Below are 14130 nucleotides of genomic sequence, written 5' to 3' on the forward strand. Positions count from 1 at the left end.
ATCGGCCGCACCTACGAGGCCGTCATCCGGGTCAACAGCCAGTCGGGCAAGGGCGGCGTGGCCTACATCATGAAGGCCGACCACCAGCTCGACCTGCCGCGCCGGCTGCAGATCGAGTTCTCCAAGGTCGTGCAGGCCCGCACCGACGAAGGCGGCGGCGAGATCAGCCCCACCGCCATGTACGAGATCTTCCGCGACGAATACCTGCCCAACCCCGCCAACCGCTGGGGCCGGCTGAGCCTCATGGCCCACCGCCACGAGTCGACCGTCGACGACAAAGACCGCATCGGCGCCGACGTGCGTCTCGACGGTGAGATCCGGGAGATCGCGGGCGTGGGCAACGGCCCGATCTCGGCCTTCATCGACGCCATCGCCGGCGTCGGCATCAAGGTGCGGGTCCTCGACTACGTCGAGCACGCGATGAGCGCCGGCAGCGACGCCAAGGCCGCCTCCTACCTGGAGTGCGAGGTCGACGGGCAGGTGCTGTGGGGCGTGGGCATCGACGCCAACACCACCACGGCCTCGCTCAAGGCCATCATCTCGGCGGTCAACCGCGCCACGCGCTGACGTTCTCGCGCAAGGGGCAGGAGTGCACGTTCACTCCTGCCCCTTTCGCCGTGCCGGGACGTTCCGGTCACGCGGCGAGGCCGAGCGCCGCGGCGGCCAGCCGCAGCGCGTGGTCGAAGGCCGCCCGCCGGCTGTCGATCGTGTTGTTGAACTGGCCGAACACCTCGAAGTTGACCCAGCCGTAGAGCGTCGACCAGGACGCCATCGCCCGCCAGACCACGTCGTCGGGCACGCCGGGCATCAGGGCGCGGATGTTCTCGGCGTCCGCGGCCACCTCGGCGGGCGGCTCGGGGGCGGCCGGCGGGTGCAGCCCGCCCGCGTTCCAGGCGTCGGTGACGATCGCGCCGAGCACGGTGACGTCGCGCAGCCGGGCCGCGACGGTGTCCTGCGGCGCCTGGTAGCCGGGCACGGGCGAGCCGTAGAGCAGGGCGTACTCGTGGGGGTGGGCCACCGCCCAGTCGCGGACGGCATGGCCGGCGGCCAGCCAGCGGCCGAGGTGGGCCGTGCGCGGGCAGGCGGCCTCGGCCTGCTCGACGGCCTGGCCCAGCGCGTTGTAGCCGTCGATGATCAGGGCGGTCAGCAGGTCGTCGCGGCTCGGGAAGTAGCGGTAGATGGCCGAGGAGACCATGCCCATCTCCCGCGCCACGGCCCGCAGCGACAGGCCGCCCGCGCCGTCGGTGGCCAGTTGGCGGCGGGCGATGTCGGTGATCTCCCTGGTGAGCTCGGCTCTCACGCGCTCTCGCGCGGTACGGCTGGCTGTCATGCACAGCAGGTTATCAGAGCACTGGCAAAAAACGAGAGCACCGCTCTTGACGAGTGCCGCTCTTTTGAGAGAGCATTGCTCTCGTAAGCGAACAGCGCACCCCCCAGGAGATCCCCATGCTCGCCCTCGCCAAGAACGCCAACGCCGCGCTGATGTTCTTCCTGGAGCTCGGCGTGCTGGGCGCGGTGGCCTACTGGGGCTTCACGCTCAGCCCCAACTGGGCGATCAAGCTCCTGGCCGGGCTGGGCGGCCCGGCGCTGTTCATCGCCGTGTGGGCGCTGTTCGGCGCGGGAGGCGGCGCGAACGCCACGATCCCGCTCACCGGGCTGGCCCGCGTCGCGCTGGAGATCGTCTGGTTCGGCGGCGGCGCGCTCGCGCTCTACGCCGCCGGCCGGGTCACCCCGGCGATCGTCTTCGCCGCCGTCTTCGTCGTCAACGCGCTGCTGCGCGTCATCTGGAAGCAGGTCTGATCATGGGTAAGCACGTCGTCGTGGGGTCCGGCCAGGTCGGCACGCACCTGGCCGCCAAGCTCGCCGCGCAGGGGCACGAGGTCGTCGTCGTGACCCGGTCGGGCCGCGGGCCGGAGGGCACGGTCAGGGTGGCCGCCGACGTGGCCGACCAGGCCCGGCTGTCCGAGCTGGCCAAGGGGGCCGACGTCCTGTACAACTGCGTCAACCCGGCCTACCACCGGTGGCTGACCGACTGGCCGCCGATGGCCGCCTCGTTCCTGGCCGCCGCGGAGTCGAGCGGCGCCGTCCTGGCCATCCTGGGCAACCTCTACCCGTACGGGCCCGTCTCCGGCCCGATGACCGAGGACCTGCCGCTGGCCTCCACCACCCCCAAGGCCCGGGTGCGGGCCAAGATCTGGCACGACGCGCTGGCCGCCCACCGCGAAGGGCGGATCAGGGTGACCGAGGTGCGCGGCTCGGACTTCTTCGGCCCCGGCGCCACCGACCAGTCCCACCTGGGCACCCGCTTCATCCCCCCGCTCAGGGCCGGCCGGACGATCCGGCTCGTCTTCCCCGCCGACGTCCCGCACAGCTGGACCTACCTGCCGGACGTGGCCGACGCCCTGATCGTCGCCGGCGCCGACGAGCGGGCGTGGGGCCGCCCCTGGCACGTGCCCACCAACGACCCGATGACCTTCCGCGAGGTCGGCGCCCGGATGGCCGCCCTGCTGGACCTGCCGGCGCCCACGATGACCACGCTGCCGTGGCCGCTGCTGCGGGTGTCCGGGCTGTTCTCGCCCATGATCGGCGAGCTGCGGCACGTGCGTTACCAGTTCACCGCGCCCTACGTGCTCGACTCCTCGGCGTTTCAGCAGGTCTTCGGCGTCGCGCCTACGCCGGTGGAGGCCGCGCTGAAGGCTACGCTCGACGGATGAAGATAGCCATGATCGGCCTGGGCGACATCGCGGAGAAGGCGTACCTGCCCGTGCTCGCCGCCCAGTCCCTCGACCTCCACCTGTGCACCCGCAACACCGCGCGGCTCGACCGGCTCGGTGACGCCTACCGCGTCGCCGACCGGTCCACCAGTGTCGACGAGGTGATCAAGGCGGGGGTCGACGCCGCGTTCGTGCACGCCGCGACCGAGGCGCACCCGGAGATCGTCGAGCCGCTGCTCAGCGCCGGGATCCACGTCTACGTCGACAAGCCGATCGCCTACAGCCTGGCCGAGTCCGAGCGCCTGGTGCGCCTGGCCGAGTCCGAGGGCAGGTCGCTGATGGTCGGCTTCAACCGCCGCCACGCCCCCGGCTACGCGGGGCTCATGGCCCTTCCCCGTCATCTCGTGCTGCTGGAGAAGAACCGCGACAACTACCCCGACGCGCCCCGGCGGGCCATCTTCGAGGACTTCATCCACGTCGTGGACACGCTCAGGTTCCTCGCCCCCGGCCCGGTCACCGAGACCAGGATCCGCACCCGCGTCCGCCGCGACCTGCTCGAACACATCGTCCTTGAGCTGTCGGGCGCGGGGTTCACCGCGATCGGCGTCATGAACCGGGTCAGCGGCGCCGCCGAGGAGACCTGCGAGGTCATGGGCGACGGCATCAAGCGGCGGGTGGTCAACCTCGGCGACGTCCTCGACTACGAGGGCGGCGAGACGCTCACCAGGCGGCCCGACTGGGTGCCGGTCGCCCGGCAGCGCGGCATCGAGCAGATCTGCCAGGAGTTCCTGCTCGCGGTCCGCGAGGGCCGGGTGATCAGCGCCGAGGACGCCCTGATCACCCATGCCATCTGCGAAGAGGCCGTCAGCCTGGCTTCCTGACCCGCATCGACTCGTCGGCCCTGGCGAACATGCGGTCGAACGTCGTCCCGCCCAGCCGGGCGAGCACCGTGTAGCCGTCGGTGTCGCTCAGCGGGCTGGAGGAGGAGACCACGCCCGCCACCGAGTCGCCGTACAGCACCGGGCCGCCGCTCCCTCCGGCGGCGGCATGGCAGTTGCGGGTGACCATCAGCCCGGGGCCCACCGTCGAGCCCTCGACCGCGTCGCCCAGGCAGCGGTACATCTGCGTGCCCGGGTAGCGCTTGCCCGCCGGGTAGCCGAGCAGTTCGAGCCCGCGCAGCCCGGCGCCGCGGCTCGTGCGCAGGGGCGGCAGGCCCTGGCCGACCACGTCCTCCAGCGGGCGCCTGCCCTTGACGACCCCGACCAGGCCGACGTCGTACGGCAGCACGTCGGGGGAGTCGGGGTTCGCCCGCCAGCGGTCCGGCGCCCACGTGCGCACCGCGGACCAGACGCCGTGCCGCGGGTTGCCCCTGTCGAACCCGGGCATGAAGACCAGCCGCTTGAGCGGCCGGCCGTCGTGGTAGAGGCAGTGCGCGGCCGTCAGCACCAGGCTGCGGCTGCGCGAGCCGATGATCGCGCCGCCGCACCACACGTCGGTGCGGGTGACGGGGTCATGGCCGAGCAGCACCCCGGTCAGCCGCCGCGCCCCCGTGTAGGGGCGCGGGACCGGCGCGTAGCCCAGGCGGTCGCCGTCCGGGGTCAGCACCTGGGGGACGGGGACGCTGCGCTGCGCGACATCGGTGACGCCAGCCGGATCGAGCAGGACCAGAGACAGTACCAACCTGAGCACTTTCCCACTCTACGGGGAAGATGATCAATGCCCTGACCTGCGACACCAAGGTTTACCTAAGTGGGGGATTGTCATGCGTCGTACTGGGCGCCCAGGGCGCGCAGGCGGGCGTGGGCGTCCTCGTACACCGAGGGGGCGCCCAGGTAGGTCTTGGGCAGCTTGGCGACCATGGTGTAGTTGGTGTCGCACACGTTCCCGACCGGCGCCTGGCCGGCCTGGCTGACGAGCTGGTACGCGTCCAGCGTGTCGAGGCCGGTCAGCTCCGACGTCCAGGTCACCAGGTCGTGCTGGCTGATGCGGTAGGCGTCCTCCAGGGGCCTGGCCGAGCCGGTGGACATCAGGTGCAGGTCGTCCTCCAGCCGGGGCCACGGCGTGGCCACGCCCTTGATCAGCTCGACCGCGACCACCGTGTTCATGGCCGACTCGACGGCCGTGCCGCAGACCTCGCCGTGCCCCTGCAGGCCGTGGCCGTCGCCGATCGAGAACAGGCCGCCCTCGACGTTGACCCCCAGGTAGACGGTGACGCCGGCGCGCAGCTCCGGGGTGTCCATGTTGCCGCCGTGCGCGTCGGGGGTGATGGTCATGCGGGCCTCGTTCGCGCCCGGGGCCACGCCCACCGTGCCGTGCATCGGGTCGAGCGGCAGCGCGACGCTGAAGTCGCTGTTGCGCGCGTGGTAGACGGCCACGCCCTTGTCCACGTCGATGTCGTAGCGCCAGACCCGCTCCTCCAGCGGCGGCTGGAGCGTCGCCGTGGTGTGGGTGCCGGTCAGCGCGCCGAAGTGCGGGAACGTGGTGGAGACCGCCCAGTCGCGGGCCGGGGTGATCCTGACGAAGTGCAGCGCCAGCGTGTCGCCCGGCTCGGCCCCCTCCACGTGGAAGGGGCCGGTGACGGGGTTCAGGTACGGGAACTCGCAGACCCGCGACGGCAGGTCCTCCACGGTCCGCACCCGGCCGCCGAAGCAGTCCTCGGTGTACAGCTCCAGCACCGTGCCGGGCCGCACCCTGCCCAGGGCGGCACGGCCGCCGAAGGTGTAGCTGAGCTCCTCCGGCGTGGGGTGGTAGGAGACGACGTTCACTTGACCTCCGAGGGAAGAACGGGCCTGCGGCCGACGAGATAGCTGACACCCAGGATGACCAGCCCGACCGCCAGCCAGATCAGGCCGACCGTCTGGGTCACCAGCTTGGTGTTGTACACCACGGCGGCCAGGACGAGGAAGCCGATCGCCGGCGCGACCACGTGCGCCCACACGTTCCCGCTGCGCCTGCGGAACCAGTGGTGGACGACGACGGCCACGTGCAGGATCAGGAAGGCGGTCATCGCGCCGAAGTTCACGAGCTGGCTGAGCAGCGGGATGCCGTAGTTCTCCAGGCTGCTCATGTAGAGGCCGATGCCCAGCGACAGCACGGCGACGGCCAGCGTGGCGTTCACCGGCACCTTGTGCTTGGGGTGGACCTTGGCCAGGAACGAGGGGAGCATGCGGTCGCGGGCCATCGCGAACAGCAGCCGCGAGGTGGCCGCCTGGGCGACCAGCGAGTTGGCGAAGCCCCAGGCGATCGCGGTGGCGACGGCGGTCAGCACGCTCAGCCAGTGGCCGCCGGCGAACTCCGCCATGCGGTAGAAGGCGTCACCGTTCTCGTCGCCCTTGGCGATCAGCTGCGCGCGGTCCGGCATGAGCAGCGCCGCGACCCACGTCTGCGCCACGAACAGCACCGCGGCCAGTCCGAGCGCCGCCACCATCGAACGGCCGAGCCGCCTGCCGTCCTCCTTGTTCTCCTCGGCCAGCGTCGAGATGCCGTCGAAGCCGAGGAAGGACAGCACCGCCGTGGCCGCCGCGCCGAACACCAGCGTCCAGGTGAACGTCGAGGGCTCGAAGATCGGCGTGAACGCGCCCGCCTGGGCCTTGCCCTGCGCCAGGGCGATGCCGCCGACCACCAGGAAGATCGCCAGCACGGCCAGCTCGGCGACCAGCATCACCCGCGTGATGCGCGCGGTCATCTGGATGCCCATGTAGTTGACGGCCGTGTTGAGCAGCACGAAGATGACCAGCCAGCCCCAGACCGGGATGCCGGGCACGAACGAGTTCATGGCCAGGCTGGCGATGAGGTAGAGCAGCGACGGCACCAGGATGTAGTCGAGCAGGATCGCCCATCCGGCGATGAAGCCGACCGGCGCCGAGATGCCGCGCCCGGCGTAGGTGTAGACGGAGCCCGCCATGGGGAACGCCTGGGCCATCTGCGAGTACGACAGCGCCGTGAACGCCATGGCGACCAGGCCGATGATGTAGGCCAGCGCGACCATGCCGCCGGACGACTGGAACACGCCGCCGAAGATGCCGAACGGTGCGATCGGCACCATGAAGATCAGGCCATAGATCATCAGGTCGGCGAAGCCCAGAGAGCGTTTGAGCTCTTGGCGGTAGCCGAACTGCTCAACGGTGCTCATGTTGCGCGGCTCCTTGTTGAGGTTGGGGGGCGTTTCGCACCTTAGAGCCAAAGCTTTCTAGTGAAAAGGTTTCTCAAGCAAGAAATCCAGGCCGTCCGCCCTGCCGAGGTGCACCGTGCGCCGCACCTGCCGGTTCAGCAGCGTGAGCGGGCCGCGCGCGCTGACGATCGTGGTGCCGTCGGCCACCGCGTCGAGCGCGGGGACGGCCAGGCTGCCCGCCCGCGCGGACAGGGCGGCGAGCATCGCGACGGCCTCGTAGCAGCCATGGCCATGGGCGTTGAGCATGGGGGCGTGCGGGCCGAAGCGTTTGGCGTACCGCTCGGCGAAGTGCAGGCTGGCCTCGGTCGGCAGGTCGCGGAAGTAGCCCATCGACGCGTAGAGCTCGCCGGTGCCGTCGCCGCCGATGCCGAGCAGGCCGTGCTCCTCCAGCGCCCCGCACAGCCGGGCCGCGCCGAGGCCGGCGGCCGCGTAGGCCCGGTTGAAGGCGACCAGGTCGCTGCCGATCAGCGTGAGCAGGATCGCGTCGGGGCGGGCGTCGGCGATCCGGCCGAGCCAGGAGGCCGCCTCGCCGTACCGGACGAACGCCTCGCCGACGACGGTCGCGCCGCGCGCCCGCAACCGGCGGCGGGCGCCCGCGTGCACCAGGCGGGGCCAGACGTAGTCGTTGCCCAGCAGGTACCAGCGGCGTGCCCGATGGACGCTGACCAGCCATTCGATGCCCGGTTCGAGCTGCCTGCCGGGGGTCTCGCCGAGGAAGTAGACGCCCGGCGCGTGCCCCCCGCCCTCGTACGGCGGCGCGTACACGAACGGGACCCGCCCGCCGATCGCCGCGACCACGTCGATCCGCACGTCGCTGGCGTGCGTGCCCACCACCGCCTCGACGGTGCCGGACGCGACCAGGCCGGCCACCTCGGCCGCCACCTCGCGCCCCGGCCGCCCGCCGTCGACCAGCACCAGCTCGATCTGCCTGCCGAGCACGCCGCCGCGGGCGTCGACCTCCTCGGCGGCCAGCACCGCGCAGTTGATCGCGCACGGCCCCACCAGCCCGAGCACCCCCGACACGGGCACGACCAGGCCGATCCGGACCGCGTCCGAGGGGATGAGCCGGGCCTCGAAAGGATCGACGATCGCCGCCACGCCGACGAGTATCCTCCGAACTAGCTCTCCGGTGAAAGGACCTGATCTCTCATGGCTAAATCCGGGCTGGGGTCCTCACTCGCGTACGTGCTCAGCCGCGCCGAACGCGAGGTCACGCGCGGCCTGGCGGCGACCCTGGCCGGCGAGGACGTCACCGTCGAGCAGTGGCGCATCCTGCGCGCGCTGGCCGACGGCCGCGGCCACTCGATGGGGGAGCTGGCCGAGGCGGTGCTCATGCCGCACCCGACGCTCACCAAGGCGGTCGACCGGCTCATCGACCGGGCGCTGGTCCACCGGGGCGCGTCGGCGGGCGACCGGCGGCGGGTGGCGGTGTTCCTGGCCGACCGGGGGCGCGACCTGCTGGCCCGGGTGGACGGCGCGGTGGCCGACCACCACCGGGCCATCGCCGCCGCGTTCGGCCAGGAGCGCACCGAGCGGCTGATGCGCGAGCTGGAAGAGCTGGCCGCGGCCCTCGACCGGGCCTCGGCGCAGGCGCCGGCCCCCGTCAGTCCAGCCAGTACGTGTCGTGGCGGATGAAGAACTCGGCCTTCTCCTCCTCGCTCTTGCCGGCCAGGTCGAGCAGCCCCTCGAAGTAGCCCTCGCGAGGGGCGCCGGGGGCGAAGTGCAGCAGCATGGTCGCGGGCTCGCCCGACTCGTTGCGGAAGGCGTGCACGCCGCCCTCGGGCACGTGCACCCAGTCGCCGGGACGGGTGTCGATCCAGCGGCTGCCGTCGTAGATCCGCACCGATCCGTCGAGGATGTAGAACGACTCGGAGATCGACTTGTGGAAGTGGGGGCTCGGGCCGGACGGCTCGGGCCCCATCACCCAGCGGTAGAGCCCGAACTGGCCGTTGGTGGTGGCCCCGGTGGCCAGGTAGTGGGCAGTGTTGCCGGTCGGGTAGGTCAGCTCGGGTGCGTGCTCGTAGGGGCGGTACGTGGCGGACAGCTCGCCTTTGTCGCCCGAATAGCGTGGTTCCGGATAGGTCATGAGGCCATCCTGCCCGACCCGTCCGCGATCAGCTCTCGCGGTTCTTCCCGTCGTGGCCGGACCACAGCAGCAACGCCAGGCCCGCGACCGCGAGCCCCAGGTAGGCCGCCAGCGGCAGCTCCACGAACCGCCCCACGAACCCCCACTCCGTGTCGAACCAGACGCGCCCGGCGAACCCGCCGAGCCCCTGGATGATGGCCATGACCCCGATGAAACCCCTCATGCCCCGACCGTCGCAGAACGGGACCCGCCCCGGCATCCGACCTTGGGCGGGTCACGTGCGACCAAAGTAGGTCAGGGGTAGAGGCCCCGCATGCTGTGGGCCTCGGCGACCCGGCCCACGCCGATCACGTGCGCCGCCTCCCGCAGCGTCAGCCCGCGCTCGGCGGACATCGACTTGACCTCGGCGAAGGCGCCCTCCATCAGGTCGCGCAGCTTCACCTCGACCTCACGGGAGCTCCAGGAGAAGGCCTGCATGTTCTGCACCCACTCCAGGTAGGACACGATCACCCCGCCCGCGTTGGCCAGGATGTCCGGCACGACGGTGGTGCCGTTCGCGGCCAGGATCTCGTCGGCCTCCGGCGTGGTGGGGCCGTTGGCGCCCTCCACGATCAGCCGGGCGCGCACGCGGGGCGCGTTCGCCTCGGTGATCACGCCTTCGAGCGCGGCCGGGACGAGCACGTCCACGTCCAGCTCGAACAGGTCGTCGTGGGCCATGGCGTCGGCGTGCGGGTAGCCGGCCACGCCGCCGGTCTCGGCCACCCAGGCGCGCACGCGGGCGACGTCGAGGCCGCCGGGCGCGTAGAGCGCGCCGGTGACGTCGGAGACGGCGACGACCTTGCAGCCCTCGTCGGACAGGTACTGCGCGGCCAGCGCGCCCACCTTGCCGAAGCCCTGCACGGCGACCGTGACGCCCTCCGGCGAGCGCCCGAGCGCGGCCAGGGCCGCGATCTGCACGCCGCGCGAGGTCGAGCCGGTGCGGCCGAGCGAGCCGCCGAGCGTCATCGGCTTGCCGGTGACCACGCCGGGCACCGAGTAGCCGGCGTTGACGCTGTAGGTGTCCATGATCCAGGCCATGGTCTGCTCGTCGGTGCCGACGTCGGGGGCCGGGATGTCCTTCTCCGGGCCGATCAGCGGCAGGATCTCGTTGACGTAGCGGCGGGTGAGCCGTTCGAGCTCGATCGTGGTCAGCGCGCCCGGGTCCACGGCCACGCCGCCCTTGGCGCCGCCGTACGGGATGCCGACCAGCGCGCACTTCCACGTCATCCACATCGCCAGGGCGGTGACCTCGTGGATGTCGGTGCTGGGATGAAAGCGGATGCCGCCCTTGGCGGGGCCGCGCGAGACGTTGTGCTGGACGCGGTAGCCCTGGACGACGTCCATGCGTCCGTCCTCGCGGCGCACCGGGACCGAGACGGTCAGCGAGCGGCGGGGCGTGGCCAGCATCGTGCGGAGGCCGTCGTCGAGCCCGAGATGGGCGGCGGCCTGGTTGAGTTGGTGAAGAGCGGAGTCGAGCGCCTGTTGACCAGGTGTGATCAGCGCCGGCGTCTTTGACGGCACCATGATGCTCATGGTCGAGTTTCCTCCTGTATGCGCGCCCATTTTGTGGGAGAAGGCGCCGTTGCCTTCCCTCTTGGGCGTGTTGTCTCGATCATCCTAGGCCGGGCAGTTTGACCTTGCCTAGGTTATGAAGGGATATCCAAGCCGTTGATCAACGTGCTGGGAACGTGCCACTCTGGCAGGCTATCGAGCGAGAGTGTGCCGAATCGTCGAAAACCGGAGGGTTGGATGCCCGCACTCGTGGTTGGGCCGATGTTGCGTCACGTCGACTCGGTCAGTGCCTCGATCTGGGTGGAGACCAGCGAGCCCTGCACGGTCACCGTCGAGACGGCAGGCGGGGCTTATCGGTCGCCCACCTTCACCGTGCACGGTCACCACTACGCGATCGTGGATCTCGTTGACCTGTCCCAGGATATCGCCTCCTATTCCGTCAGCCTCGACGGGGACCAGGTCTGGCCGCTGGCGGGTCGCCCGGCCAGCCGGGTGCGGCTGCTGCCCGCCGAAGGGCCCCGCAGGCTGGCGTTCGGGTCGTGCCGCACGAGCGTGCCGCACGACTCGGCCCACGTCCGCACCCACGGCGACGACGTGCTGCGCGCCTACGGCGTGAGCCTCATGCGCGCCGACGAGGAGGAGTGGCCCGACCTGCTGCTGCTCCTCGGCGACCAGGTCTACGCCGACAGCCCCTCGCCCCAGATGCTCGACTACATCCAGGCGCGCAGGACCACCGAGCCGCAGGGCGAGATCGCCGACTACGAGGAGTACGCCGAGCTCTACCGCCAGGCGTGGACCGACCCGGAGATCCGCTGGCTGCTGTCCACCGTGCCCACCGCCATGATCTTCGACGACCACGACCTGCGCGACGACTGGAACACCTCCCAGTCCTGGCGGGAGAAGATGGCCCTGACGAGCTGGTGGCCGCGCCGCGTGGTCGCCGGGCTCGGCGCCTACTTCGTCTACCAGCACCTCGGCAACCTGACGCCGGCCGAGCGCGCGGCCGACCCGCTGGTGCGCGAGCTCACCGAGGGCGGCGGCGACGGCGGCCCGGCCCTCGACGCCTTCGCCGCCAAGGCCGACGCCGAGCCGAGCAGCAACCGCTGGAGCTACACCCGCGACCTCGGGCACACCCGGCTCATCATGATCGACACCCGGTGCGCCAGGCAGCTCACCCCCGGCGACCGGCGCATGCTCGACCCCGAGGAGTGGGCCTGGCTCCAGGAGCAGGCCGCCGCGCCGGCCGAGCGGCTGGTCATCGGCTCCTCGATCCCCTTCCTGCTGCCCGAGGGCGTGCACGGCGTCCAGAACTGGAACGAGGCGCTGTGCGACGGCAAGTGGGGCCGCACGGTGCAGCGGTGGTCGGAGCAACTGCGCCAGGCCGTCGACCTGGAGCACTGGGCGGCCTTCCGGCGCTCGTTCGAGGACCTGGGCAGGCTGCTGGTCCGGCTCGGCAAGCCGGCGGTGATCCTGTCCGGCGACGTCCACTACTCCTATCTGGCCAAGGCCTCGGCCGGGCAGATCTACCAGGTCGTCTGCTCGCCGATCCGCAACCCGCTCAGCCGGCTGCTGCGCTGGGCCAACGTGCTCACCCAGTTCGGGCTGGCGACGCTGGTGGGCGGCCTGCTGGCGCGGCTGGCCGGCATCCCGCGCCCGCCGTTCCGCTGGCGGGTGACCAAGGGCCCGCTGTTCCAGAACGCGCTGGCCACGCTGACCTTCCCCGACACCATCACCTGGTACGAGTCGGCGGGCGACGGCGTCAGGCCGATCGACTCGGCCCGGCTGGCGTAGAAATGACCCATGACTGATGACCAGTACTCCAGGGCCGTGCCGTTCTACGACCTGTGGCACGAGGACGGGCACGTCCCCGAGATGCGCGAGTCGCTCCCGCCCCTGCTGAAAGGGGTGCGGGGCGGCGTCATGGAGATCGGCGCGGGCACCGGCCTGATCACCGAGGTGATCGTGCGCGCGACGGAGGGCGAGGTGTACGCCGTCGAGCCGGCGCCGGCCATGCGGTCGGTGCTGCTGTCGCGGCTGGCCGCCGACGAGCAGGCCCGGCGCCGGGTCACCGTGCTGGCCTGCGGGGCGCTCGACGTCGATGTGGACGAGCCGGTCGAGGCCGTTGTGATGATCTCGGTGCTGCAGGCGTTCCCGGCCGGGCGGCGGGAGGAGTTGTGGCGGGTGCTGGCCAGGCAGCTCGAACCGGGCGGGCTGCTGCTGTTCAACTGGCGCGAGCGGCCCGCGCCCACGCCGGGTGAGCTGGAGCTCATGGGTTCCTACCAGGTCGGGCGGCACGCCTACGAGGTCTGGGGCCAGGTGCTCGACGTCACCGGCGAGACCGTGCGCTCCCGTTTCCTCTACCGGATCAGGCAGCGCGGCGTGGTGATCAGCGAGGACGAGGTGACCAGCGAGGCCCACCGGCCCGGCGGCGACCGGCTCGCCGCCGAGCTGACGGCGGCCGGGTTCGTCAGGGACGAGGCCCCCGACGGCCTGTCCGCCTGGCGAAAGCGGCGAAAGGCGGCATAGCCCGAAAAAGGTGGAACCGGGCTTCCCGGTGCGGCCAACAACAGGGTGACCGCATGAGAGAGGACCGGATGTGGTGAGTGTCGAGGACACAACCGCAACGCTGGATGACTCGACCCTGATCGGGCATTCGCTGAGCGATCCTGAGCGTTTCGCCGCGCTGTTCGACCGGCACGCCGACGAGATCCACAGGTACGCCGCCCGCCGCCTGGGCGTCGAGCTGGCCGACGACGTGACGGGGGAGGTGTTCCTCGTCGCCTTCCGCGGCCGCGGCCGCTACGACCGCACCCTGCCTGACGCCCGTCCCTGGCTGTACGGCATCGCCACCAAGGTCGTGTCCCAGCACCGCAGGGCCGAACGGCGGCGCACCGCGGCCATGGCCAGGGTCGGCGCCGAGCGTCCTGGCACGTTCGACGAGCGCAGCGCCGACCGGGTCACCGCCGAGCAGCTCCAGCCCCGCCTGGCCAGGGCGCTGACCAGGCTCAGTGCGAGCGAGCGCGACCTGCTGCTGCTCGTGGCGTGGGCCGACCTGACCTACGAGGACGCCGCGCGCGCCCTCGGGGTGCCCGTCGGCACCGTCCGGTCCAGGCTGCACCGGCTCCGCGTCAAGGTACGCAGGGCGCTCGGCGGCATCGATCCCTTCGCAGAGGAGCCCCAGCATGGATGACGAGATCCGGACGTTCGCCGACGGCAGGCCGCCGGCGCCGCCGTACGAGCCGCAGGCCCGCGCGCGGGCCAGGGAACGACTGCTGGCCGAGGCGCGCGGCGGGCGACGCCTGCGGCTGCCCAGGCTGGGCTGGCAGACGGCCGCGGCCTTCGGCGCCACGGTGGTCCTGGTCGGCGGCGTGGCGGTGGCGCTGTCCGGCCAGGGCGGGACGGACGCCCGCCCGGCCACCTCCGTGATGCTGTCGGCCGGCGAGCTGAACCCCCGGCCGGACCAGTTCATCCTGATCGAGTCCGACACCATGTACGGCTCGCAGTCGATCGACAGCTCCGGCGCGCAGAGCCGCTACCTCTACCGCCAGCACCGCAGGATCTGGAAGTCCGTGGACGGCAGCAAGGACGGCCTGCTGCAGATCGAGGGC

The 14130-nt window shown here is 71.6% G+C and carries 17 protein-coding genes; 9 read left to right on the forward strand and 8 right to left on the reverse strand.

Annotated features, from left to right (window positions below):
- A partial coding sequence (locus ACWCSD_RS33210; RefSeq protein ID WP_449920810.1) for an alpha-isopropylmalate synthase regulatory domain-containing protein occupies positions 1-567 on the forward strand: 567 nt, incomplete at its 5' end.
- Positions 568-634: 67 nt separating this feature from the next.
- Here the strand turns inward: ACWCSD_RS33210 and ACWCSD_RS33215 are convergent.
- Entirely contained in the window at positions 635-1330 is a 696-nt protein-coding gene (locus ACWCSD_RS33215; RefSeq protein ID WP_358292074.1) for a TetR/AcrR family transcriptional regulator, read from the reverse strand.
- Between the two features lie 116 nt (positions 1331-1446).
- Between ACWCSD_RS33215 and ACWCSD_RS33220 the strand changes: the two genes are divergently transcribed.
- Genes ACWCSD_RS33220 through ACWCSD_RS33230 form a run of 3 tightly spaced genes read left to right on the forward strand, consistent with a single transcriptional unit; the run spans position 1447 to position 3595 of the window.
- Entirely contained in the window at positions 1447-1800 is a 354-nt protein-coding gene (locus ACWCSD_RS33220) for a YrdB family protein (RefSeq protein ID WP_387648780.1), read from the forward strand.
- Positions 1801-1802: 2 nt separating this feature from the next.
- Positions 1803-2714, forward strand: a complete 912-nt coding sequence (locus ACWCSD_RS33225; RefSeq protein ID WP_397160622.1) for an NAD-dependent epimerase/dehydratase family protein — start codon at positions 1803-1805, stop codon at positions 2712-2714.
- The gene (locus ACWCSD_RS33230) at positions 2711-3595 is read left to right on the forward strand and encodes a Gfo/Idh/MocA family protein (RefSeq protein ID WP_358292079.1); all 885 of its coding nucleotides are present in this window, start codon (positions 2711-2713) and stop codon (positions 3593-3595) included. Before ACWCSD_RS33225 ends, ACWCSD_RS33230 begins: the two co-directional genes overlap by 4 nt.
- Here ACWCSD_RS33230 and ACWCSD_RS33235 read toward each other — a convergent pair.
- The 4 genes from ACWCSD_RS33235 to ACWCSD_RS33250 form a co-directional block, all read right to left on the reverse strand.
- Positions 3579-4403: a trypsin-like serine peptidase gene (locus ACWCSD_RS33235; RefSeq protein ID WP_358292081.1), complete on the reverse strand. Its 825-nt coding sequence runs from the start codon at positions 4401-4403 to the stop codon at positions 3579-3581. The two genes, ACWCSD_RS33230 and ACWCSD_RS33235, sit on opposite strands and share 17 nt — an antisense overlap.
- Before the next feature lie 71 nt (positions 4404-4474).
- Complete coding sequence (locus ACWCSD_RS33240; RefSeq protein ID WP_449920816.1) at positions 4475-5479, reverse strand: acetamidase/formamidase family protein; 1005 nt, start codon at positions 5477-5479, stop codon at positions 4475-4477.
- A complete protein-coding gene (locus ACWCSD_RS33245) occupies positions 5476-6846 on the reverse strand; it encodes an APC family permease (protein WP_387672543.1) in 1371 nt (456 codons plus the stop codon). The genes ACWCSD_RS33240 and ACWCSD_RS33245 overlap by 4 nt, the downstream gene beginning before the upstream one ends.
- A 57-nt stretch (positions 6847-6903) precedes the next feature.
- Positions 6904-7983 carry a substrate-binding domain-containing protein gene (locus tag ACWCSD_RS33250; RefSeq protein WP_358292088.1) on the reverse strand — a complete coding sequence of 360 codons (1080 nt, stop codon included), beginning with the start codon at positions 7981-7983 and terminating at the stop codon, positions 6904-6906.
- 51 nt (positions 7984-8034) lie between these two features.
- On the opposite strand from ACWCSD_RS33250, the gene ACWCSD_RS33255 reads away from it, so the two are divergent.
- Positions 8035-8520 carry a MarR family winged helix-turn-helix transcriptional regulator gene (locus tag ACWCSD_RS33255; protein WP_397160617.1) on the forward strand — a complete coding sequence of 162 codons (486 nt, stop codon included), beginning with the start codon at positions 8035-8037 and terminating at the stop codon, positions 8518-8520.
- Here ACWCSD_RS33255 and ACWCSD_RS33260 read toward each other — a convergent pair.
- From ACWCSD_RS33260 to ACWCSD_RS33270, 3 genes are all read right to left on the reverse strand, one after another.
- Positions 8489-8971, reverse strand: coding sequence for a cupin domain-containing protein (locus tag ACWCSD_RS33260; RefSeq protein WP_358292092.1), 483 nt, complete (start codon positions 8969-8971; stop codon positions 8489-8491). The two genes, ACWCSD_RS33255 and ACWCSD_RS33260, sit on opposite strands and share 32 nt — an antisense overlap.
- A 28-nt stretch (positions 8972-8999) precedes the next feature.
- Positions 9000-9194, reverse strand: coding sequence for a hypothetical protein (locus tag ACWCSD_RS33265; RefSeq protein WP_352323421.1), 195 nt, complete (start codon positions 9192-9194; stop codon positions 9000-9002).
- A 71-nt stretch (positions 9195-9265) separates the two neighbouring features.
- A complete protein-coding gene (locus tag ACWCSD_RS33270; RefSeq protein WP_358292094.1) occupies positions 9266-10543 on the reverse strand; it encodes a Glu/Leu/Phe/Val family dehydrogenase in 1278 nt (425 codons plus the stop codon).
- Positions 10544-10759: 216 nt separating this feature from the next.
- Between ACWCSD_RS33270 and ACWCSD_RS33275 the strand changes: the two genes are divergently transcribed.
- The 4 genes from ACWCSD_RS33275 to ACWCSD_RS33290 form a co-directional block, all read left to right on the forward strand.
- Entirely contained in the window at positions 10760-12313 is a 1554-nt protein-coding gene (locus tag ACWCSD_RS33275; RefSeq protein ID WP_397160614.1) for an alkaline phosphatase D family protein, read from the forward strand.
- Positions 12314-12322: 9 nt separating this feature from the next.
- Positions 12323-13048 (forward strand): class I SAM-dependent methyltransferase, encoded by a 726-nt coding sequence (locus ACWCSD_RS33280; RefSeq protein ID WP_449920823.1) that lies wholly within the window; start codon positions 12323-12325, stop codon positions 13046-13048.
- Between the two features lie 73 nt (positions 13049-13121).
- The gene (locus ACWCSD_RS33285) at positions 13122-13712 is read left to right on the forward strand and encodes an RNA polymerase sigma factor (RefSeq protein ID WP_364339567.1); all 591 of its coding nucleotides are present in this window, start codon (positions 13122-13124) and stop codon (positions 13710-13712) included.
- Positions 13705-14130, forward strand: a 426-nt coding sequence (locus ACWCSD_RS33290; RefSeq protein WP_449920826.1) for a hypothetical protein, incomplete at its 3' end; no start/stop codon positions are given. The genes ACWCSD_RS33285 and ACWCSD_RS33290, both read left to right, overlap by 8 nt.

The sequence above is a fragment of the Nonomuraea sp. NPDC001684 genome, from assembly GCF_053596515.1.